Annotated in this window: 18 protein-coding genes; 7 read left to right on the top strand and 11 right to left on the bottom strand. The window is 68.8% G+C overall.

Features of this window, described 5'->3' with window-relative positions:
• Positions 1-8: 8 nt before the first annotated feature.
• The 4 genes from ABL840_RS07085 to ABL840_RS07070 all read right to left on the bottom strand — a co-directional run bounded on the left by ABL840_RS07085 (position 9) and on the right by ABL840_RS07070 (position 3134).
• Entirely contained in the window at positions 9-806 is a 798-nt protein-coding gene (locus tag ABL840_RS07085; protein ID WP_218152977.1) for a class I SAM-dependent methyltransferase, read from the bottom strand.
• Positions 803-1345 (bottom strand): GNAT family N-acetyltransferase, encoded by a 543-nt coding sequence (locus ABL840_RS07080; RefSeq protein ID WP_093196752.1) that lies wholly within the window; start codon positions 1343-1345, stop codon positions 803-805. Before ABL840_RS07080 ends, ABL840_RS07085 begins: the two co-directional genes overlap by 4 nt.
• A 1-nt stretch (position 1346) precedes the next feature.
• Positions 1347-1964, bottom strand: coding sequence for a helix-turn-helix domain-containing protein (locus ABL840_RS07075; RefSeq protein ID WP_093196754.1), 618 nt, complete (start codon positions 1962-1964; stop codon positions 1347-1349).
• Between the two features lie 75 nt (positions 1965-2039).
• Positions 2040-3134 carry a hypothetical protein gene (locus ABL840_RS07070; protein WP_093196756.1) on the bottom strand — a complete coding sequence of 365 codons (1095 nt, stop codon included), beginning with the start codon at positions 3132-3134 and terminating at the stop codon, positions 2040-2042.
• A gap of 171 nt (positions 3135-3305) precedes the next feature.
• On the opposite strand from ABL840_RS07070, the gene putA reads away from it, so the two are divergent.
• Positions 3306-7025: a trifunctional transcriptional regulator/proline dehydrogenase/L-glutamate gamma-semialdehyde dehydrogenase gene (gene putA / locus ABL840_RS07065; RefSeq protein ID WP_093299765.1), complete on the top strand. Its 3720-nt coding sequence runs from the start codon at positions 3306-3308 to the stop codon at positions 7023-7025.
• Positions 7026-7044: 19 nt separating this feature from the next.
• Here the strand turns inward: putA and ABL840_RS07060 are convergent, their stop codons facing one another.
• From ABL840_RS07060 to katG, 3 genes are all read right to left on the bottom strand, one after another.
• Positions 7045-7437: a carboxymuconolactone decarboxylase family protein gene (locus ABL840_RS07060; RefSeq protein WP_093196760.1), complete on the bottom strand. Its 393-nt coding sequence runs from the start codon at positions 7435-7437 to the stop codon at positions 7045-7047.
• 56 nt (positions 7438-7493) lie between these two features.
• Positions 7494-7928, bottom strand: a complete 435-nt coding sequence (locus ABL840_RS07055; RefSeq protein ID WP_093196762.1) for a hypothetical protein — start codon at positions 7926-7928, stop codon at positions 7494-7496.
• A gap of 135 nt (positions 7929-8063) precedes the next feature.
• Positions 8064-10268, bottom strand: coding sequence for a catalase/peroxidase HPI (katG, locus tag ABL840_RS07050; RefSeq protein WP_093196764.1), 2205 nt, complete (start codon positions 10266-10268; stop codon positions 8064-8066).
• Positions 10269-10765: 497 nt separating this feature from the next.
• Between katG and blaOXA the strand changes: the two genes are divergently transcribed.
• Together blaOXA and ABL840_RS07040 are read left to right on the top strand one after the other, a co-directional pair.
• Positions 10766-11572: a class D beta-lactamase gene (gene blaOXA, locus ABL840_RS07045; RefSeq protein WP_093196766.1), complete on the top strand. Its 807-nt coding sequence runs from the start codon at positions 10766-10768 to the stop codon at positions 11570-11572.
• Complete coding sequence (locus ABL840_RS07040) at positions 11569-12495, top strand: polysaccharide deacetylase family protein (protein WP_093196768.1); 927 nt, start codon at positions 11569-11571, stop codon at positions 12493-12495. The genes blaOXA and ABL840_RS07040 overlap by 4 nt, the downstream gene beginning before the upstream one ends.
• 21 nt (positions 12496-12516) lie before the next feature.
• Here ABL840_RS07040 and glmS read toward each other — a convergent pair whose 3' ends face one another.
• The gene (glmS, locus tag ABL840_RS07035; RefSeq protein WP_093196770.1) at positions 12517-14397 is read right to left on the bottom strand and encodes a glutamine--fructose-6-phosphate transaminase (isomerizing); all 1881 of its coding nucleotides are present in this window, start codon (positions 14395-14397) and stop codon (positions 12517-12519) included.
• Between the two features lie 138 nt (positions 14398-14535).
• On the opposite strand from glmS, the gene ABL840_RS07030 reads away from it, so the two are divergent.
• A complete protein-coding gene (locus ABL840_RS07030) occupies positions 14536-15027 on the top strand; it encodes an Lrp/AsnC family transcriptional regulator (RefSeq protein WP_093196771.1) in 492 nt (163 codons plus the stop codon).
• A gap of 21 nt (positions 15028-15048) precedes the next feature.
• On the opposite strand, the gene glmU is transcribed toward ABL840_RS07030, so the two are convergent.
• A complete protein-coding gene (glmU, locus tag ABL840_RS07025; RefSeq protein ID WP_093196773.1) occupies positions 15049-16479 on the bottom strand; it encodes a bifunctional UDP-N-acetylglucosamine diphosphorylase/glucosamine-1-phosphate N-acetyltransferase GlmU in 1431 nt (476 codons plus the stop codon).
• Between the two features lie 49 nt (positions 16480-16528).
• On the opposite strand from glmU, the gene ABL840_RS07020 reads away from it, so the two are divergent.
• A complete protein-coding gene (locus ABL840_RS07020) occupies positions 16529-17383 on the top strand; it encodes a DUF6279 family lipoprotein (RefSeq protein WP_256228262.1) in 855 nt (284 codons plus the stop codon).
• 33 nt (positions 17384-17416) lie between these two features.
• Here ABL840_RS07020 and ABL840_RS07015 read toward each other — a convergent pair whose 3' ends face one another.
• Positions 17417-18187: a Crp/Fnr family transcriptional regulator gene (locus ABL840_RS07015; RefSeq protein WP_256228263.1), complete on the bottom strand. Its 771-nt coding sequence runs from the start codon at positions 18185-18187 to the stop codon at positions 17417-17419.
• Positions 18188-18290: 103 nt separating this feature from the next.
• Between ABL840_RS07015 and ABL840_RS07010 the strand changes: the two genes are divergently transcribed.
• Positions 18291-18701 carry a BLUF domain-containing protein gene (locus ABL840_RS07010; RefSeq protein ID WP_093196777.1) on the top strand — a complete coding sequence of 137 codons (411 nt, stop codon included), beginning with the start codon at positions 18291-18293 and terminating at the stop codon, positions 18699-18701.
• 80 nt (positions 18702-18781) lie between these two features.
• Here ABL840_RS07010 and ABL840_RS07005 read toward each other — a convergent pair whose 3' ends face one another.
• Positions 18782-19099 (bottom strand): DUF2917 domain-containing protein, encoded by a 318-nt coding sequence (locus tag ABL840_RS07005; RefSeq protein WP_093196779.1) that lies wholly within the window; start codon positions 19097-19099, stop codon positions 18782-18784.
• Between the two features lie 170 nt (positions 19100-19269).
• Between ABL840_RS07005 and ABL840_RS07000 the strand changes: the two genes are divergently transcribed.
• On the top strand, positions 19270-20253 hold the full coding sequence (locus ABL840_RS07000; RefSeq protein WP_093196782.1) for a LysR substrate-binding domain-containing protein: 984 nt from the start codon (positions 19270-19272) through the stop codon (positions 20251-20253).
• Positions 20254-20325 lie beyond the last annotated feature (72 nt).

Here is a 20325-nt window from a genome sequence, read left to right as displayed (position 1 = left end):
CGATACCGTCAGCGGCGCACTGCCTCCAGCCAGAACAGCTTCTGGCGCATCGTCAGCGGCTCGCCATTCTCCATGCGCCGGTGCTGGCGCTCAAGCGCGTTTCGGCATTCGTCGATGCCGAACGCCGGACAGACATACGGCACTTGCTTCAGGTACCACGCGAAGGCGCCGATGTCGGCGAAGGCGATCAGCTCGGCGCCCTCCGCGCTTTCTTCGACGGCGAGGCCCGCGCGCTCCAGTTGCGCAACGGCCGTGTCGAGCTTCCAGCGCGGAAGTTCGGGCATCGGCAGGCCCAGCAGCTCGTGGCAATCGGCATTGAAGTCGGACGCGACCTGCTGAGTGACGAAGCGCCCTCCCGTCGCGAGGATGCGGCGGACCTCGCTCGCGACGAAGGACTCGTGCCGGTTGACGACCAGATGGAACGACGCATCCGCGAACGGCAGCCTCGCCGGTTCTTCGCTGTCGTCGTCCTGCAGCGCGTTGTCCTCGGCGCCCTCGACCTCCACCACCTCGACACCCAGCGGAGCCAGCCGCTCGCGCGCGACGGCAACGTTGGGCGCCCAGCCCTCGGTCGCCACAGTGCGTGGCGGACGAAAAGCCAGCCGGCTGAGCCACTCGCCGCCGCCCGTGCCCATGTCGAGCATGTCGGGCGAGCGGCGCGCATGCCGTTCTACGACCTGCTCGAAGTTCCATGGCGTGGCCGTCGTCGTGATGCGGCCACCGTACGAAAGATCCCAGCCGACGAGGGGCCGGTCCCGTGCCTCGCGCAGCAGCTCGTCGAAGCGGCCATCCATCGCGTCGTTCACTTCAGGTCGCGATAGAAGTAGGTGGTGGCACAAGGCTCGCCCTGCGGCAGCAGCGCGTAGCCCGGGATCGAGCCGACACGCACCCAGCCCGAGCGCTCGTAGAGCCGCTCGGCATCGGCGCTCGATGTGTCGAGCACCAGCAGCGTCTTGCCGCGCTCGCGCGCCAGCTCTTCGGCCGCCTTCATCAGCAGCGCACCGATGCCCCTGCGGCGCGCGCGGCGGTGCACGAGCATCTTCGCCACCTCGCCGCGATGCGGCTGGTTCTCGGGCTGGGCCAGCACGACCTGCACGGTGCCGAGGATGCCTTCTTCGTCCTCCGCCACCAGCAGCGCGCGCTCGCCGCTCGCCACGCCGTCGGCCACATGGCGCCAGAAGGCCTGCGCGCGGGCCTCGGTCAGCGGCTGCATGAAGCTCACCGATGCGCCGCCCTCCACGCAATCGGCCAGCACGGCGGCCAGCTCGCGCAACTGCGCATCGGTGACGGTGTCCAGCAGGCGGATGCGCGGGCTGCTGTCGTCGGAATTCGTCGTTCGGTTCATCTCATCTCCAGGAAGCGGGCGCGGAAGGCATGGTCGCGATCACGACCACGTAGCGGGTGTTCTTGCGCGAGGGGTTGTAGTAGCTCATGGGGCGGTCGAGCACCATGGCCAGGCAGTCGCCGGTCTCGAGCCGGTGGCTCTCGTCGCCCAGCGCGAGTTCGATGACGCCGTCGAGCACCCACACCTGCTGGTGGATGAGCGGCTCGCGCGCCGATGTCTCGTAGGCCACGCGGGCCTTCGGCGGAAACAGCACCTCGACGATCTGTATCGGCGAAGCGAAGCCGCCGGGCGACACGTTGCGCCGCACGTAGCCTGAATGCGGATCGCGCCACTGCAGCTGGTCGGCCAGCCGCGACACCGGATCGGCCGCGGGAGCCGGTGCCTCGAACAGCGAGGCCAGCGACACGCCGAGGCCGGTCGCGAGTTTTTCCAGGACCACGGCAGTGGGGCTGCTCTCGCCGCGCTCTATGAGCGAGATCATGGAGCGGCTGACGCCGCAGTGCGTGGCCAGCGCGTCGAGCGAGAGGCCGCTGGCCGCGCGCAGGTCTCGCACGCGCTGCGCGATGCGGTCGTTGAGGCCGGATGCCCCGGCGCCGGGTGCTTCTTCTATTTCCTTCATATTGGATGAAATATCCACCATGAAGGAAATTCCGTCAACCCTCCCGACTCTGCCCATCCTCCCCGCGAAGCATCTTCATCGCGAAGGGCCGATCAGCGTGGCGCGCGCGGCCTCCGACGGAAAGACACAGGCCACGTCGTGCGCGCAGCCCGGCACCACCACGACTTCACGGCGCTTGTCGGGCGCGAGCAGCGTGCGGTCGTACTGCGCATAGGCCAGGCCGCGCTGCAGGCGGAACGAGCCCTGCGCCATGGCGGCGCAGGACTTGTCGAGCACGCGGTAGGCGGTGCCCCTGGCGTCGTTGCTGTCCAGCGCGCCTTCGAGGTAGCCGATGTCGGCCTGCGCGTACTGCCGGCGCGCCTGCTCGGCACTGCGGCCGAGGTGCGCGGGCAGGTCGTCTGTGCCGTACTTCCAGCGGTTCATTTCGGGGCACGCGGCGGCATCGGGCACCGCGAAGCCCGAGACGGACGCGCCGTCGGGCGAGAGCCGCGGGCGCACCGGGTCGAAATAGAGCCACGTGCTCGGGTCGGCCACCACGAAGCGCATGGCGACCTTGCCCGTCACGGCGTCGTTGCGCGCGAAGGCGGCGTAGCGCTGCACGAACTGCCCGCCTGCCGAGAAGCCGGCGATGGTGATGGTGCGCAGGCTGGGCCAGCGCTGCGCGATGTCGGCCACGAGCGCATCCATGACCGCGAACGAGCCGATGCGGCTGCCCGATGCCGAGCGGCCGCCTTCGAGCCACGAGCCGCAGCTCCACAGCAGGTCGCCGGTCTGAGGCGCGGGCAGGCCCGGGCTGGTGCAGCGGCCGGCGGTCGCCTTGTCGGAGGGCACCTGGAAGAGCGGCGCGACAACCAGCGTGTCGCCCAACACGCCGGCATCGCGCACGGTGCGCAGCGTCGCCTCGAATGTCTTGTTGGCGTCGCGCGAGTGGCCATGCATGGCGATCAGCGCTTTGGTAGGCCCGGCGGTGGCTCCGGCCGCCGCATCGGGATCGAGCGACGAGTAGTAGTGAAGCGCGCCTCCGGCCCCGGGCGGCGTGAAGCCGCGAAAGCACTCCGCGGCGGCCGAGTCCAGGCAGGCGGAGGCATCGGCGGTTGCCGCATGCGCCGGCCAGGGCGCGATGCACGCGGCCGCGAGAGCCAGGGGGAAGAACCATCTGAAGCTGGACATGTTCGTGCGACTCCCGGAATGGAACGCGGATTCTCTGCCCGCCATGCAGCACCCAAGCTGACTTGCGCGCTGATTTACCAGCGATTTACTCAGCGGAAACGTCACTCTTCGAACACATATTCGGCCGCGGTGCGCGGATCATCCAACATATATCGCAAGCACCAGCCGCCCATGAACCCCGACCCCCTGCCCTCTTCCTTTGCAGCATTCGCCGACGGACTGCAACCCGATCCCGCGCCGCTGCGCGCCCGCATCACAGCGGCCTGCCGTCGCCCCGAGCCGCAGGCGGTGCCTCCGCTGCTCGCGCAGGCCCGCCTGCCGGACGGGCAGGCGGAGGAAGCCCGGAAGCTCGCATTCCGCATCGCCCGGCAGCTGCGCGAGCGCAGGAACGCAGGCGGCCGCGCCGGCCTCGTGCAGGGCCTGCTGCAGGAATACGCGCTGTCGTCGCAGGAAGGCGTGGCGCTGATGTGCCTGGCCGAGGCGCTGCTGCGCATTCCCGATGCCGGCACGCGCGACGCGCTGATCCGCGACAAGATCGCGCACGGCCAATGGCAGTCGCACGCGGGCCGCAGCCCCTCGGTGTTCGTCAACGCCGCGACATGGGGCCTGCTGCTCACGGGCAAGCTGGTGGCCACGCACAGCGAGAGCAGCCTGTCGGCGGTGCTCACGCGCCTCATCGGCAAGGGCGGCGAGCCGCTGATCCGCAAGGGCGTGGACATGGCGATGCGGATGATGGGCGAGCAGTTCGTCACCGGCGAGACCATCGCGCAGGCTCTGGGCAACGCGCGCGAGCTGGAGGCGCAGGGCTTCCGCTATTCGTACGACATGCTCGGCGAGGCGGCGCTGACCATGGAGGACGCGAAGCGCTACCGCGCCGCATATGAAGAGGCGATCCACGCCATCGGCGAGGCATCTGACCGCCGCGGCGTGTACGAGGGCCCTGGCATCTCGATCAAGCTCTCGGCGCTGCACCCGCGCTACAGCCGCGCGCAGCATGCCCGCGTGATGGCCGAGCTGTACCCGGTGCTGCGCGACCTCGCCCTGCTGGCGCGGCAGTACGACATCGGCCTGAACATCGACGCGGAGGAGGCCGACCGCCTCGAGCTCTCGCTCGACCTGCTGGAACGGCTGTGCCTCGAGCCAGCGCTCGCGGGCTGGAACGGCATCGGCTTCGTGGTGCAGGCCTACCAGAAGCGCTGCCCCTTCGTGATCGACTTCGTGATCGAACTGGCGCGCCGCAGCGGGCACCGGCTGATGGTGCGGCTGGTGAAGGGCGCCTACTGGGACAGCGAGATCAAGCGCGCGCAGGTCGACGGCCTCGACGGCTATCCGGTCTACACGCGCAAGGCCTACACCGACGTGTCGTACCTCGCCTGCGCGCGCAAGCTGCTCGATGCGCCGGAGGCCGTGTACCCGCAGTTCGCCACGCACAACGCGCACACGCTGGCGGCCATCTACACGATGGCGGACCCGTCGCGCTACGAGCCGGGGCAGTACGAATTCCAGTGCCTGCACGGCATGGGCGAGCCGCTCTACGAGCAGGTGGTGGGCCCGCTAGCGCGGCCCTGCCGCATCTATGCGCCCGTGGGCACGCACGAGACGCTGCTGGCCTACCTGGTGCGCCGGCTGCTGGAGAACGGCGCGAACACGTCCTTCGTGAACCGCATCGCGGACCCGGCGATCCCGCTCGAGGTGCTGGTGGAAGACCCGGTCGCCACGGTGGAGCACATGGCGGTGCAGGAAGGTGCCACGGGCCTTCCGCACCCGGCCATCGCCCTGCCCGTCGCGCTGTACGGAACGCAGCGCGCCAATTCGCACGGACTCGATCTCGCGAGCGATGACAGCCTGCGCGCGCTGGGCCGGGTGCTGCGCGAAAGCGCGGGCGAGAACTGGCAAGCCGCGCCGATGCTCGCCGGGGCCGCACCGCAGACAGGCGAGGCGAACGATGTGCGAAACCCGGCCGATCATCGCGACATCGTCGGGCGGGTTCGGGAAGCCACGCAGGCCGACGTCGAATCAGCCGTCGCGCAGGCCCACGGCTTCGCGGCGGACTGGGCGGCCACGCAGCCCGCCGCGCGCGCCGCACTGCTCGAACGCGCCGCGTCGAAGCTGGAGCAGGACATGCCGCGCCTGCTCGGCCTGCTGACGCGCGAGGCTGGAAAGACATATGCCAACGCCGTCGCCGAAGTGCGCGAGGCGGTCGACTTCCTGCGCTATTACGCGGCGCAGGCGCGCAGCGATTTCTCGAACGACACGCATCGCGCGCTCGGCCCCATGGCCTGCATCAGTCCGTGGAACTTTCCGCTCGCGATCTTCACCGGCCAGGTGGCTGCCGCGCTCGCTGCGGGCAACCCGGTGCTGGCCAAGCCGGCCGAGCAGACACCGCTGGTGGCGGCCGAGGCGGTGCGCGTGTTGTGGGAGGCCGGCGTGCCGCGTGCCGCCGTGCAGCTGCTGCCGGGCCGCGGCGAGACCGTCGGCGCCGCGCTGGTGGCCGACGCGCGCGTGCAGGGCGTGATGTTCACCGGCTCGACGGAGGTCGCGCGCATCCTGCAGAAGACGCTGTCGCAGCGGCTCGGCGCGCACGGTGCGCCGGTGCCGCTCATCGCCGAGACCGGCGGGCAGAACGCGATGATCGTCGACTCGTCCGCGCTCGCGGAGCAGGTGGTCGCCGACGTGATGGCCTCGGCCTTCGACAGCGCGGGCCAGCGCTGCTCGGCGCTGCGCGTGCTGTGCGTGCAGGAGGAAGCGGCCGACCGGCTGGTCGTGATGCTCAAGGGCGCGATGGCGCAGGCCTGCATCGGCAATCCCGCGCGGCTGGCGGTGGACGTGGGCCCGGTGATCGACGCCGAGGCGCGCGACGGCATCGAGCGCCACGTCGAGGCCATGCGCTCGCGCGGCCACGCGGTCTTCCGCCAGGGCCGCGAATACGCGCACGACACGCAAGACGGCACCTACGTGATGCCGACGCTGATCGAGCTCGACGGCATCGCCGAGCTGCAGCGCGAGGTGTTCGGGCCGGTGCTGCACGTCGTGCGCTACCGCCGTCGCGACCTCGGCGCGCTGGTCGGGCAGATCAACGCCACGGGCTACGGGCTCACGCTGGGCGTGCACACGCGCATCGACGAGACCATCGCGCAGATCGTGGAGCACGCCAGGGCGGGCAACGTCTACGTGAACCGCAACATCGTCGGCGCGGTGGTGGGCGTGCAGCCGTTCGGCGGCGAAGGACTCTCGGGCACGGGGCCGAAGGCCGGCGGGCCGCTGTACATGCTGCGCATGCTGTCGGCGCGTCCGGACGACGCGATGGTGCGCGCGGTGGCCGGCGGTACCGCAGTGCCGCGGACGCCGCTGTCGGCACTGGCGCGATGGGCCCGGGAAACCGGCCGCACTGCGCTCGCGGCGCAGTGCGCGGCGTTCGCCGAGCAGTCACGCGCCGGCAGCTCGCGCACGCTGGCCGGCCCGACCGGCGAGCGCAATGTCTACACGCTGGAGCCGCGCGAGGCGGTGCTGTGTCTCGCCGATGCCGAGGCCGACCGGCTGGCGCAGCTGGCCGCGGTGCTGTCGGTGGGCAGCACCGCGATCTGGCCCACCGACGCCGCGGCGCAGGGCCTGCGCGCTTCGCTGCCGGCCGAGGTGCGCCAGTGCGTGGCCGTCGCGAACGACTGGACCTCCGACACGGTGGCATTCGACGCGGCGCTGCATCACGGCAGCGCGCAGGGCCTGTCGGATGCGATGCGGCGCATCGCGGCGCGGCCGGGCCCGATCGTCGGCGTGCGCGGCTTCGCTTCCGGCGACGCGCGCATTCCCCTCGAAAGCCTGGTGGTGGAGCGCGCGATCAGCACCAACACCGCGGCGGCCGGCGGCAACGCGAGCCTGATGACGATCGGCTGAGCGCCGCCCGCACCCGCGGCTATTTGTCGAAGGCCGGATCGATAGGCACGCGGTAGCCGTTCACGAGCCGGTTGGTCTCGTTCGCCATGCCGACCACCGCCATGAGCTCGGCGAACATCGCGGGCGTCATGCCGGCCTTTTCCGCGCCCGCATGGTGGCTCGCGATGCAGTAGCCGCAACTGTTGGTGACGCTCACGGCGAGGTAGACCATTTCCTTCACCACCGGATCGAGCGCGCCGGGGGCCATCACTTCCTTCAGGCTGCTCCAGGTGCGCCTGAGCGTGACGGGGTCGTTGGCGAGGTACTTCCAGAAGTTGTTGACGTCGGGCACGTTGCGCGTGGCCTTGATGTCGTCGAAGACGGCGCGCACCTCGTCGGATGCGGCCGCGTATTCGATGGGCTGGGGTTTCATTGAGGGCTCCTGAGGTTGCCGGCAACGGTACCAGCCTCCGGGGCCTTTCGCCTTTTTCAATAGGTTTCGAGAAACCTGGCGTGCTCCCGGTGCATGTGCGAACGCGCGACCAGCCAACTCTTCAACGCGGCCTGCGTGTCGGGCGACAAGTCCCTGGAGCACTGGTCGAAGGCTTCGCCGAGCAGCCTGAACTCGACGTCGAGATGACGGCGCGAAGCCGATGCATCCGGCGTCGTCTGGTTCTTCGCGAAGGCGAGGAGCCCTTCCTGGCCGAACGCCTCGATCTCCTTCACGAGGCGCCGCCGCTCCTGCATGAGGCGCCTGACGATGGCCGAACGGCGGCGCGCGCCGAAGCGGCGGAGTATGGGATTCGAGTCGTCGCCCTGCACCGTCGCCAGGATGATGTCGAGCTGCTCGAGCAGATGCATCCACTGCTCGGGCTGGAAGAACTCCATGGGCACCGGCGGCGATGTCTTCTTCACGACTAGCATGGTTGTCTCCTGCCGTCATTTCTTATGCGTCCCGGCCTGGCCCGGAATCATCCGGAGCCAGGCCGATGCGTACTGAGCTCATTCACTCACTCACCGCGGGCAACCGCAACCGGCCCGCCCGCGGTCACCGTTCGATCACTTCTTCCCGAGGTCGAAGCGATCGAGGTTCATCACCTTGGCCCAGGCGGCCACGAAGTCGGTCACGAAGGCCTTCTGCGAGTCGGCCGCTCCGTAGACCTCCGAGAGCGCGCGCAGCTGCGAGTTCGAGCCGAACACGAGGTCGACGATGGTGGCCGTCCACTTGACTTCGCCGGTCTTGCGGTCGCGGCCTTCCAGCACGCCGTCGTTCGCGGCGGACTTCTTCCACCCGGTGTTCATGTCGAGCAGGTTCACGAAGAAGTCGTTGCTCAGCGTCTCGGGGCGCTTGGTGAACACGCCGTTGGGCGACTGCCCGAAGTTCGCGTTCAGGGCGCGCAGGCCGCCGACCAGCACCGTCATCTCGGGCGCGCTCAGCGTCAGCAGCTGCGCCCTGTCGAGCAGCAGCGCGGCGGCCAGCGATCCGTCGACACCCTTCTTCAGGTAGTTGCGGAACCCGTCGGCCTTCGGCTCCAGGGGAGCGAAGGATTCGACGTCGGTCTGCTCCTGCGAGGCGTCCCCGCGGCCCGGCGAGAAGGGCACCGTCACGTCCTGGCCTGCCTTCTTCGCGGCGGCCTCGACCGCCGCGTTGCCCGCCAGCACGATCAGGTCGGCCAGCGAGATCTTCTTGCCGCCCGACTGCGCGCCGTTGAACTCCTTCTGGATGCCCTCGAGCGTGGAAAGCACCTTCGCGAGCTGCGCCGGCTGGTTGACTTCCCAGTCCTTCTGCGGCGCGAGGCGGATGCGCGCGCCGTTGGCGCCGCCGCGCTTGTCGCTGCCGCGGAAGGTGGAGGCCGAGGCCCATGCCGCGCCCACGAGCTGCGAGATGCCCAGGCCCGAGGCGAGCACCTTGGCCTTCAGCGCCGCGACGTCCTTGTCGTCGACCAGCGGATGGTTGACGGCGGGGATCGGGTCTTGCCAGATCAGCTCTTCCTTCGGCACCAGCGCGCCGAGGTAGCGCGCGCGCGGCCCCATGTCGCGGTGCGTGAGCTTGAACCAGGCGCGGGCGAAGGCGTCGGCGAACTCCTGCGGGTTGGCCATGTAGCGGCGCGAGATCTTCTCGTAGGCCGGGTCCATGCGCATGGCCATGTCGGCCGTGGTCATCATCGGGGCGTGGCGCCTGGACGGGTCGTGCGCGTCGGGCACGGTGCCTGCGCCGGTGCTGCCCTTGGGCTTCCACTGGTTGGCGCCGGCCGGGCTCTTGGTGAGCTCCCATTCGTAGCCGAACAGCGTCTCGAAGTAGCTGTTGTCCCATTTCGTGGGCGTGGGGGTCCATGCGCCCTCGATGCCGCTGGTGGTGGCGTGCACGCCGATGCCGCTCTCGAAGCTGTTGCGCCAGCCCAGGCCCATCTCCTCGATGTCGGCGCCTTCCGGCTCCGCGCCGACCTTGGTCGGATCGCCGGCACCGTGGGCCTTGCCGAAGGTATGGCCGCCGGCGGTGAGCGCCACGGTTTCCTCGTCGTTCATCGCCATGCGGGCGAAGGTCTCGCGGATGTCGCGGGCCGACCCGAGCGGATCGGGGTTGCCGTTCGGTCCTTCGGGGTTCACGTAGATCAGGCCCATCTGCACGGCGGCCAGCGGGTTGGCGAGGTCGCGGTCGCCGCTGTAGCGCTCGTCGCCCAGCCACTTGCCTTCGGGACCCCAGTAGATGTCGTCTTCCGGCTCCCAGATGTCGGGGCGGCCGCCGGCGAAGCCGAAGGTCTTGAAGCCCATGGACTCCAGCGCGACGTTGCCGGTCAGGATCATCAGGTCGGCCCACGAGAGCTTGCGGCCGTACTTCTGCTTGATCGGCCACAGCAGGCGGCGTGCCTTGTCGAGGTTGCCGTTGTCCGGCCAACTGTTCAGGGGCGCGAAGCGCTGCGCGCCGTGGCCGCCGCCGCCGCGGCCGTCGGCCGTGCGGTACGTGCCGGCAGAGTGCCAGGCCATGCGGATGAAGAGAGGTCCGTAGTGGCCGTAGTCGGCGGGCCACCAGTCCTGCGAATTGGTCATCAGGGCGTGGAGGTCCTTGATCACGGCATCGAGGTCGAGGGTTTTGAACTCCTCGGCGTAGTCGAACGCCTCGCCCATCGGGTTGGACTCGGCGGAGTGCTGGTGCAGGAGCTTCAGGTTCAGCTGGTTGGGCCACCAGTCTGTATTGGCAGGAGCACCGGAAAAGGTGTGCTTGCGCGCATGGCCCGGGAAGGGGCACTTGGTTTCATCGGACAAGGGGTTCTCCTTTGGTAGTTGATCACGCGGGGGCCGGACCCAGTCTAGGTTTGGATTTCCCGCTGTTCAATCCAATTGAGTGAATTGAGTCCATAGCGGAGAACTATGGATTTCACCCTATTTCACCCTGTCGGAGAGCTTAAGAATTCATTTCGGCGGATGCCCGCGATCCGGCTCGCGCGACGGGACGAACGCCGGCGTGGATCTCGCGCACGAACAGCGTGAAAGGACAGCGGGGGTTGTTCGGCGAAGGGCTGCCGTTCGTAGGTGAACCCCATGGTTTGTCGTCACTTCTCCTCGCGGTACGAACCCGAGCCTTTTCGCTCTCCCGCGACAAGCACTAACGGCGCGGAACGCTAGACTCATCGCGCTGGCCGAGGGTCCTGCACCACGCGTGAATACCGCGCCGGCATCTTCGATGCCTCAGTGCCACGGGATGCCCCGGAAGCACGCCCGGCACCACACTCCTCCTCTCCTTCCCCGCAGAAACAAGCAACGTGCTCAACCGCGTCCTCCGGGTTGCCGCGACAGCAGCGGCCGCCCTTCTTTCGGTTCCTTTCGCGACCGCGCACGAGCTGTGCACGCTGATTGCCGATGCCGATTCCGGCAAGGTCGTCCTGCAGCGTGGCCCCTCCTGCTCCGAGCGCGTGACGCCTGCCTCGACCTTCAAGCTCGCCATCAGCCTCATGGGCTACGACGCAGGCGTGCTGAAGGACGCTGCACAGCCTGCCCTGTCGTATCAGGCGGGATATCCGGATTGGGGTGGCGATGCCTGGCGGCGTGACGTCACGCCGACTACGTGGATCAGGGACTCCGTCTTCTGGTACTCGCAGCAGGTCGTGAAGCGCGTGGGGCAGGAGCGCTTCGCGCACTACGCGAAGGTTTTTCAGTATGGCAATGCAGATGTCTCTGCGGTGCCGGTCGATGACCCCGGGCAGAACGGCGTCTGGGTGATGAGCTCCCTGCGCATCTCCGCCGAGGAACAGCTCGCGTTCATGCGCAGGATCGTGCGCCGCCAGTTGCCGGTGAGTGCGCATGCTTTCGATATGACCGCACTCATCGCAAGCTACGGCGCACCGGTCGACGGCTGGGCCGTGCATGGCAAGACGGGCACCGGGTCGCCGGGCAGCGACAACCGCTATGACGCAAGCCGCGCTTATGGCTGGTACGTGGGCTGGGCTACGAAGGGCGAGAGAAGGCTGGTATTCGCACGCCTGATCCAGGACGAGCAAGCCCTCAAGCCCAACGCGGGCCTGCGCGCGCGCGACGAGCTGCTCCAGCTTCTGCCGGCCGCTGCGCCATGACCGCATTGCGTCGCGCACTTGCCGCGCTTCTCTTCGCTCTCGGCTCGTCCTGCGGGCTGGCCCAGACCCTGGCGCTGACATTCGACGACGGCCTCGATCCCCAAAAGGAACCCGCGGCTCCGTCGTGGAACCGGCAGATCCTGGAAACGCTCCACGATGCGGGCATCACGTCGATGGTGTTTCCAGCACTCGTGCGCACCGGCCGGGCCCAGGGACTGGACCTCATCCGGGACTGGTCGCACGCGGGCCACGCGATCGGCAACCACACCTCCCGGCACCGCAGCCTGGGATCGCCTCAAGTGCCGCTCGCGGACTTCATCGGCGACGTCAAGGAGGCCGACGCCGTGCTGAGCCGGATCCCGGGCTGGACGAAGATGCTGCGCTTTCCGTATCTGAAAGAGGGCAACACGCTCGCCAAGCGAGACGGCATGCGCCTCTGGATGCAGGCAGCGGGCTACAGGGCGGCGCCGGTTTCGATCGACGCGAGCGACTGGTACTACAACCAGCTCTATGCGGCCTGGCTGGACGAAGGCAATGCCGACAAGGCCGATCGCGTGAAGGCCGCTTACATCGAGCATCTGCTGGACCGTGCTGCCTACTACGACGGCCTGGCCCGGCGGGTCCTCGGCCGCAGCCCCGCCCATGTGATGCTGCTGCACACGAGCAGGATCAACGCCGCTGCTCTCGGGGAGCTGATCGCGGCGTTCCGGGCGCGAGGGTGGTCCTTCATCGCCGCCAAAGCGGCCTTCGATGATCCGATCTACACCGCGCAGATCGACACCCTGCCGGCGGGCGAAAGCGTCATATGGGCCAGCGCCAAGGCGGCGCAGATTCCGGGTCTGCGGTATCCGGCGGAGGACTCGGTCTACGAGGAGCCCAAGCTGCGCGCGCTGGGGCTGGTGCCGGCGCGCATGCTGCAGTAGCGCACCCGCCGGCCTCCGCGCTCACTCCACCGTCACGCTCTTCGCCAGATTGCGCGGCTTGTCCACATCGGTCCCGCGCGCACAGGCCGTGTGATACGCCAGCAGCTGCAGCGGCACCACGTGCAGGATCGGCGAGAGCGCGCCGTAGTGTTCGGGCATGCGGATCACGTGCAGGCCTTCGCTGCTGGTGATCTTGGTGTCGCCGTCGGCCAGCACGTAGAGCACGCCGCCGCGCGCGCGCACTTCCTGCAGGTTGCTCTTGAGCTTTTCGAGCAGCGCGTCGTTGGGGGCCACGGCCACCACGGGCATCTCGCTGGTCACCAGCGCGAGCGGGCCGTGCTTGAGTTCGCCGGCGGCATACGCCTCGGCGTGGATATACGTCACTTCCTTGAGCTTGAGCGCGCCTTCGAGCGCGATCGGGTAGTGCAGCCCGCGGCCCAGGAAGAGCGCGTTGTCCTTGCGCGCGAAGTCCTCGGCCCAGCCGATGATCTGCGGCTCCAGCGCCAGCACCGACTGCAGCGCGACGGGCAGGTGGCGCATCTCCTTCAGGTAGCGCGCCTCGTCGGCCTCGCTCAAGCGGCCCTTGGCCTGCGCGATGGCGAGCGTGAGCAGGAAGAGCCCCGCCAGCTGCGTGGTGAAGGCCTTGGTCGAGGCCACGCCGATTTCCACGCCGGCGCGCGTGATGTACGCCAGCTTGCATTCGCGCACCATCGCGCTGGTGGCGACGTTGCAGATGGTCAGCGTCTGCTCCATGCCCAGCGAACGAGCGTGCTTCAGCGCGGCCAGCGTGTCGGCCGTTTCGCCCGACTGGCTGATGGTGACGACCAGCGTCTTCGGGTCGGGCACGGATTCGCGGTAGCGGTACTCGCTCGCGATCTCAACCTGCGTGGAGATCTTCGCGATGCCCTCCAGCCAGTACTTGGCGGTGCAGCCGCTGTAGTAGCTGGTGCCGCAGGCCAGGATGAGGATCTTGTCGATGTCCTGGAACACGCGATGCGCGCTCGCTCCCGTGGCGCCGTCCTGGCCGATACCGTCGAACAGCTCGGGCACGATGCCTTCCACGCCTTCGAGCGTGTCGCCGATGGCGCGCGGCTGCTCGAAGATTTCCTTCTGCATGTAGTGGCGGTAGGGGCCGAGCTCGGCGGCGCCGCTGTGTGCCAGCACGGTGCGCACCTGGCGGGTGACCGGCTTGTGGTTCTTGTCGACGATCCAGTACTTGCCGGGCTGCACGTCGACCACGTCGCCCTCTTCCAGGTAGATGATCTGGTCGGTCACGCCGGCCAGGGCCATCGCGTCGCTGGCGAGGAAGTTCTCGGCGCCGTCCTTGCCCGCGCCCAGGATCAGCGGTGAACCCGCACGCGCGCCGACCACGCGCTGCGGCTCGTCGCGGCAGATCACGGCGATGGCGTAGGCGCCGTGCAGCTGCAGCACGGCCGCCTTCACGGCCTCGAACAGGTCGCCGTCGTAGAGGCTGTCGACGAGGTGGGCGATGACCTCGGTGTCGGTCTGGCTCTCGAAGGCGTAGCCCTTGGCTTCGAGCGCGGCGCGCAGCGTTTCGTGGTTCTCGATGATGCCGTTGTGCACGAGCGCGATGCGGCCCGGCCGCGCGGCCTGCGCGTCGGCGCCTGGGCCATGGCTGAAATGCGGGTGCGCGTTGTGCACCGCCGGCGCGCCGTGCGTGGCCCAGCGCGTATGGGCGATGCCGGTGAGGCCCTCGACCTTGTCGTCGCGCACCTGCGCCACGAGGTCGGCCACGCGCGAGGTGGTGCGCGCCCGCGTCAGGCCGCCTGCATGCACCGCCACGCCGCAGGAGTCATAGCCGCGGTACTCGAGCCGCTGAAGGCCCTGCACGAGGACCGGAACGATGTTGCGATGGGACGCTGCCCCGACGATGCCGCACATGGTGAGCTGCCTTTGAATGAAGAAGAGGCTCGATGGTAGGAAGGCACGAAAGAAATATGCATTCGAAATTCAATTGATTTCGGACTTTTATTTCTCCACTCCATACATATGGAGTTTTATTCCATAATTTCTTCATATATGGAATCAATCTCCCTCGATTCAACAGACCTGCGCCTGCTGGACGCCCTGCAGCGCGACGCCTCGCAGACCAACCAGCGCCTGGCCGCAGACGTGGGCATCTCCCCGCCCACCTGCCTGCGCCGCGTGCAACGGCTGCGCGACATCGGGCTGATCGAGCGCCAGGTCGCGCTGCTGTCGCCCGACAGGCTCGCCACGGTGCTGGGCCACGGCCTGCAGGCGGTGATCGAGATCTCGCTGGACCGGCAGGACGCCGCCTCGCTCGATGCCTTCGAGGCGCGCGTGATCGCCGACGACGCGGTCCAGCAATGCTGGCGCGTGTCGCCCGGCCCGGACTTCGTGCTGGTGGTGGCGGCGCGCGACATGCAGGACTACGGCACCCTTACGCAGCGCCTGTTCACGGCCGATGCGAACGTTCGCAACGTCAAGGCCTTCTTCAGCCTGAAGCGCGCGAAGTTCGAACCCCGGGTGCCGCTGGCGCCCCGGGCATAGAGAACAAGGAAAGGAAGGCCCTCAGGCCTTCGGTTTCTTCTGGGGCCGCTTCCAGTTGGGGAAGCTCACCGCCTTGCTGCGCGCCACGGTAAGCGCGCCCGGCTCGGTCGACTTGTTGATGGTCGAGCCGCCGCCGATGGTGCCGCCCGCGCCGATGGTGACGGGCGCCACCAGCACGCAGTTGCTGCCCACGTGCACGTCGTCGCCGATCACGGTGCGGTGCTTGTTGGCGCCGTCGTAGTTGGCGGTGATGCTGCCCGCGCCGTAGTTCACGCGCTCGCCCACGGTGGCGTCGCCCAGGTAGGCCAGGTGGTTGGCCTTGGCGCCGGCGGCCAGCGTGGAGTTCTTCACTTCCACGAAGTTGCCGATGTGCACCTCGGCGCCCAGCTGCGCGCCGGGGCGCAGGCGGGCGAAGGGGCCGATCAGCGAGCCCGCGCCGACGCTCACGCCGGCCTTCTCGCCCTCGATGTGGGTGAACGGATGGATCACCGCGCCGGCCTCGATGCGCGCATTGGCGATGACGCAATTCGCGCCGATGCGCACGCCCTCGCCCAGCGACACCGCGCCCTCGAACACACAGTTGACGTCGATCTCCACGTCGGCCGCGCATTCGAGCGTGCCACGCAGGTCGAAGCGCGCCGGGTCGGCCAGGCGCACGCCCTGCTCCATCAGCGCATTCGCCTGGCGCAGCTGCCAGGCACGTTCCAGCGCCGCTAGCTGGGCGGGGCTGTTGATGCCGGCCACCTGCAACGCGTCGGTGGTGATGTGCGCGACCACGGGCACGCCGTCGGCGGCCGCGAGCTTCACCACGTCGGTCAGGTAGTACTCGCCCTGGGCGTTGTCGTTGTCCAGCCGGCCGAGCCAGCCCTTGAGCAGGCGCGCGGGCACGGCCATTACGCCGCTGTAGATCTCGCGCACCGCGCGCTGGGCCTCGGTGGCGTCCTTGTGCTCGACCACGGCCTGGACGTCGCCCGTGCCGCCTGAGCGGATGACCCGGCCGTAGCCCGTGGGGTCGTCGAATGCGATGGTCAGCAGCGCCAGCTTACCGCCGGCACTGGCGGCGACGAGCGCGCGCAGGGTTTCTTCGCCGATCAGCGGCACGTCGCCCGAGAGCACGACCACCGTGCCGTCGTCCGCCAGCAGCGGCGCGGCCTGCTGCACGGCATGGCCGGTGCCCAGCTGCGGCTCCTGGCGCGCGAAGCGCACCGTGGCGTTGCCGATGCCGCCGGCCATGGAGGCCTCGACCTCGGCCGCGCCATGGCCCGTGACGACCACCACGTCGCGTGCCCCGATGCGCGCGGCGGTGCCCGCCACGTGCGCCAGCAGGGCGCGGCCGCCCAACCGGTGCAGGACCTTGGGCAGCCGGCTCTTCATGCGGGTACCCTTGCCGGCGGCCATGATGACGACGTCGATCGGTCCGGCGTCGTGGTTCTGTTGCGGAGGCTGATTCATGCGTTTCTTTTCCAGGATTCGTTGCTCGACTTGCTCGGCAATCTCTGCAGTGACCCGAATTATCGGCGCGCTGCTCGTGGTGGCCGCCCTGGGCGCCTGCAGCGCGATCCAGCTGGCCTACAACAACCTGCCGACGGTGAGCTACTGGTGGCTCGACGGCTACCTCGATTTCGACGGCGCCCAGACCCCGAAGGTGCGCGACGAGCTCGCCCAGCTGCTGGCCTGGCACCGGCAGAACGAGCTGCCGCGCCTCGCATCGCTGCTGAAGGAGGCCCAGGCGATGGCTCCGGGCGAGGTGACGCCGGAGCAGGTCTGCGCCATGGCCGACCGCATCCGCGAGCGCCTGCTGGCCGTGACCGCGCGCGCCGAGCCCGCCGGCACCGAGCTGGCGCTGAGCCTGAACGAGGCGCAGCTGCAGCAGCTGGAACGCAAGTACGCCAAGAACAACGCCGAGTACCGCAAGGACTGGCTCGACCGCACGCCGGCCCAGGTGCAGGAGAAGCGCTACGACCAGTTCCTCGACCGCACCGAGGATTTCTACGGCCGCCTGAGCGCCGAGCAGCGCGAGCTGCTGAAGCAGCAGGTCGCGCAGTCGGTGTTCGACCCGAAGCTGGCGGATGCCGAGCGCCGCAAGCGCCAGCAGGAGGCGCTCAGGCTGCTGCGCGGCTTCGTCGCCGGCAAGCCTTCGCCCGCCGAGGCACGCGCCGCGCTGCACGACTACATCCAGCGCATCGCCGAGCCGCCGCCCGGGCCCTGGCGCGACCACCAGCAGGCCCTGCTGCAGGAAGGCTGCCGCAACACCGCGGCCATGCACAACGGCACGAGCGCCAGCCAGCGCGCGCAGGCGGTGCGCCGGCTGCAGGCCTACCAGGACGACCTGCGCGAGCTGGTGGCGGCGCGCTGAAGGCGCCGGAATGGAGCTCCGGAGTCTGGGGTTCTAGATAAGCGGCGTCGGCCGCATCGGACGCTCGAAGTAGTCGCCCAGCGCTTCCAGCGCGCGCGGCTCCATGATGCGCAGCCACCCGCCGTCGATCCTGTAGAGCCCCAGGCGCTGCAGGCGCCGCAGCGTCTTGTTGGTGTGCACCAGCGAAAGCCCCAGCGCGTCGGCGATGTGCTGCTGGTTGAACGGGAATTCGGCCCAGCCGTCGCGCTCCATGCCAACGCGCAGGGCGCGGCGGTACAGGTGCATCAGCAGCATCGCCACCCGCTCGCCGGCATTGCGCCGGCCGGTGGTGACGAGGTTGTCGTCGACCATCTTCTCCTCGCGCGCCGCCAGCCAGGTGATGTCGTAGCCCAGCTTGGGCTGGGCGTGGAACAGGCCCCAGAGCCGCTCGCGGGGGAAGGCGCACAGCGTGACGTCGGTCACCGCCTCGACGCCGTGCGTCTGACCGTCGGCGAATTCGTCCTGCAGGCCGAGGAAATCGCCGGGCAGCAGGAAGCTCAGGATCTGCCTCCGGCCGTCGCTGAGCGTCTTGTAGCGAAAGGCCCAGCCCGAATAGAGAGTGAAGAGCTGCGGGCTCGGGCGGTGCTCGTCGATGATCGAGCTGCCGGCCTCCACCCTCCGGGCGCCGACACGAAACGACTGGATCGTCCGCAGCTCGTCGCCGGACGGGGCCAGGAATGCGTCGAGCCGGCGCAATGCGCACTGGTCGCACGGATTCGCGCCCTGCGGAGGCGCCATGGCTGCGGGGTAGTCCTCGAACTTCACGCCTCACTATAGGCGCCCGCACTGGCGCCCGGCCTGTGTCTTTTGACATTTCCCGGCGCCCGGGCGCTGCCTACACTGCGCACCGTTTCCCCATCCAAGACGCATGACAGAACAAGAAACGCCCCCGCTTCATGAGATTCTTTACTGCAGCACGCTCGCCCAAGGCCTGCCTCCGGACACCGTGGGCCTGATCGCCTCGCGGGCCCGGGCGCACAACGCGCTGCACGGCATCACCGGCCTGCTGGTGTTCGACGGCTTGCGCTTCTGCCAGCACCTGGAAGGCCCGCCCGAGGCCGTCGGTGCATTGATGCAGCGCATCGGGAAGGATCCGCGCCACGTCGGCGTCAGGGTGGTCCACGAAGCCCCGCTGGGAGCCCGCCGCTACAGCGGCTTCGGCATGGGGCTGGCCGAGTGCGAGGGGCCCGACCTGATGGCCGGCGTGCATGCGCTCGACGGGGAGGTGGCGCTGCGGCACTTCCTGGCGCTGCTGCCCAGCTTCGACATCAACGGCTGATCGGCCCCGAAAGAACAGCCCCAGAAAAGGAAAAGGCGGCCGAAGCCGCCTTTTTCAGCACCTGGAGGACTGGGGAACGATCAGGCGTTGTCCCAGCTGTAGGTGGCGCCGTAGCCGTCCCAGGCCTCCATCACGATGCGCTGGCCCGCGGCCACCATCAGCGATTCGCCGGGTGCGAGCACCAGGTCTTCGCTGGGGTTGGCGAGCGTGGCGTCGGGCGTGATCCACACCCGGCCCTGCCTCACGCGCAGGATGCTGGCCGCCCGCGCCTTCAGGCTCATCGCCTCGCCGGGAGCGATCTGCCATGCACCGCGGCGGACGGCCGGCGGAACGGTGGCGGCGCGAGCCGGGACGGACAGGGACGAGAGCGATTCGGTGGTGCAGACGGCGGTGGACATGATGTAACTCCTTAGGGCTTTGCCGAGGCGCTTGACAGAAAGAGGCAATAGCGCAGTTCGGGAATGAATGATCGTTTCTCCGGCGTTGGCGGTCCAATGAAAACGAGGTAGCCTACTGATGCTGGTTCCGCATCAATTGATCGGCCGGGAACCGCCCTCGATTCATATCCATGCAACATTCCCAGACTCATCTGCGCTCCCGCCCCATTTCCGCCGGGCACCTGCGCGCCTTCGAGGCGGTGGCCCGGCACCTGAATTTCCGGGCGGCGGCGGAAGAAATGGCGCTGACCCAGTCGGCCGTGAGCCGCCAGATCCAGTCGCTGGAAGAGGAAGTGGGCGTGGCCCTGTTCCTGCGCCATACCCGAGCGGTCGAGCTCACCAGCGCGGGCGCGCTGCTCTTGCTGGCGGTGCAGCAGTCGCTGCCGCGCATCGACACGGCCGTGCGCCAGATCCGCCAGAGCGCGGGGCGGCAGAGCGTGTCGCTGACCACCTTCGCCTCGTTCGCCTCGATGTGGCTGATCCCGCGGCTGGAGGCCTTCCAGCGCGACAACCCCGAGATCGACATCCGCATCGACGCCAGCGACGTCGCCGTCGACCTCGACGTGGCCGACGTGGACATCGCCCTGCGCTACGGCCCGCGCGAGGTGATGCCCTCCGGCGCCGTGCGCCTGTTCGGTGAAACGCTCACCCCCGTGGCCAGCCCCTGGCTATTGAAGAGCAGCCCGCCGATCAAGACGCCGGCGGACATGACCCGGTTCACGCTGATCGAGGCGGGCGACGCCCACCGCACCCACCTCGAATGGCTGACCTGGCGCCGCTGGTTCGAGGTGAACGGGCTGGAGCGCGCGCAGCCCAAGCGCTGGCTCTATTTCAACTACGCCTACCAGATGGTGCAGGCCGCGCTCACCGGCCAGGGCGTGACCCTGGCGCGCAGCTCGCTGATCGCCGAGAGCCTGGCCAACGGCGACCTGGTCGAGGTGCTGCCGCAGCATCGTATGGATTCGCCGATGTCCTACTGGCTGATCGCGGGGCCGCGCAGCGTGCAGCGGCCGGAAATCAGGGCCTTCTGCGACTGGCTGCAGCTGCAGGCCGTGACCACGCGCGAGACCATCGGCGAGGTGCCCGATCCGGACACCGTCGACAACATCGACTGAGATTCAAAAGGAATGGCGGCTTGACCGCCTTTTCCAGGAACACCGCGGAACCGGCTTTGCCGGGCCGCTGGT

Source organism: Variovorax sp. NFACC27 (assembly GCF_048301545.1).
GTDB classification, from domain to species: domain Bacteria; phylum Pseudomonadota; class Gammaproteobacteria; order Burkholderiales; family Burkholderiaceae_C; genus Variovorax; species Variovorax gossypii.
The sequence above is the reverse complement of the archived record's forward strand: the minus strand, read 5'-3'. Positions and strand labels throughout refer to the sequence as shown.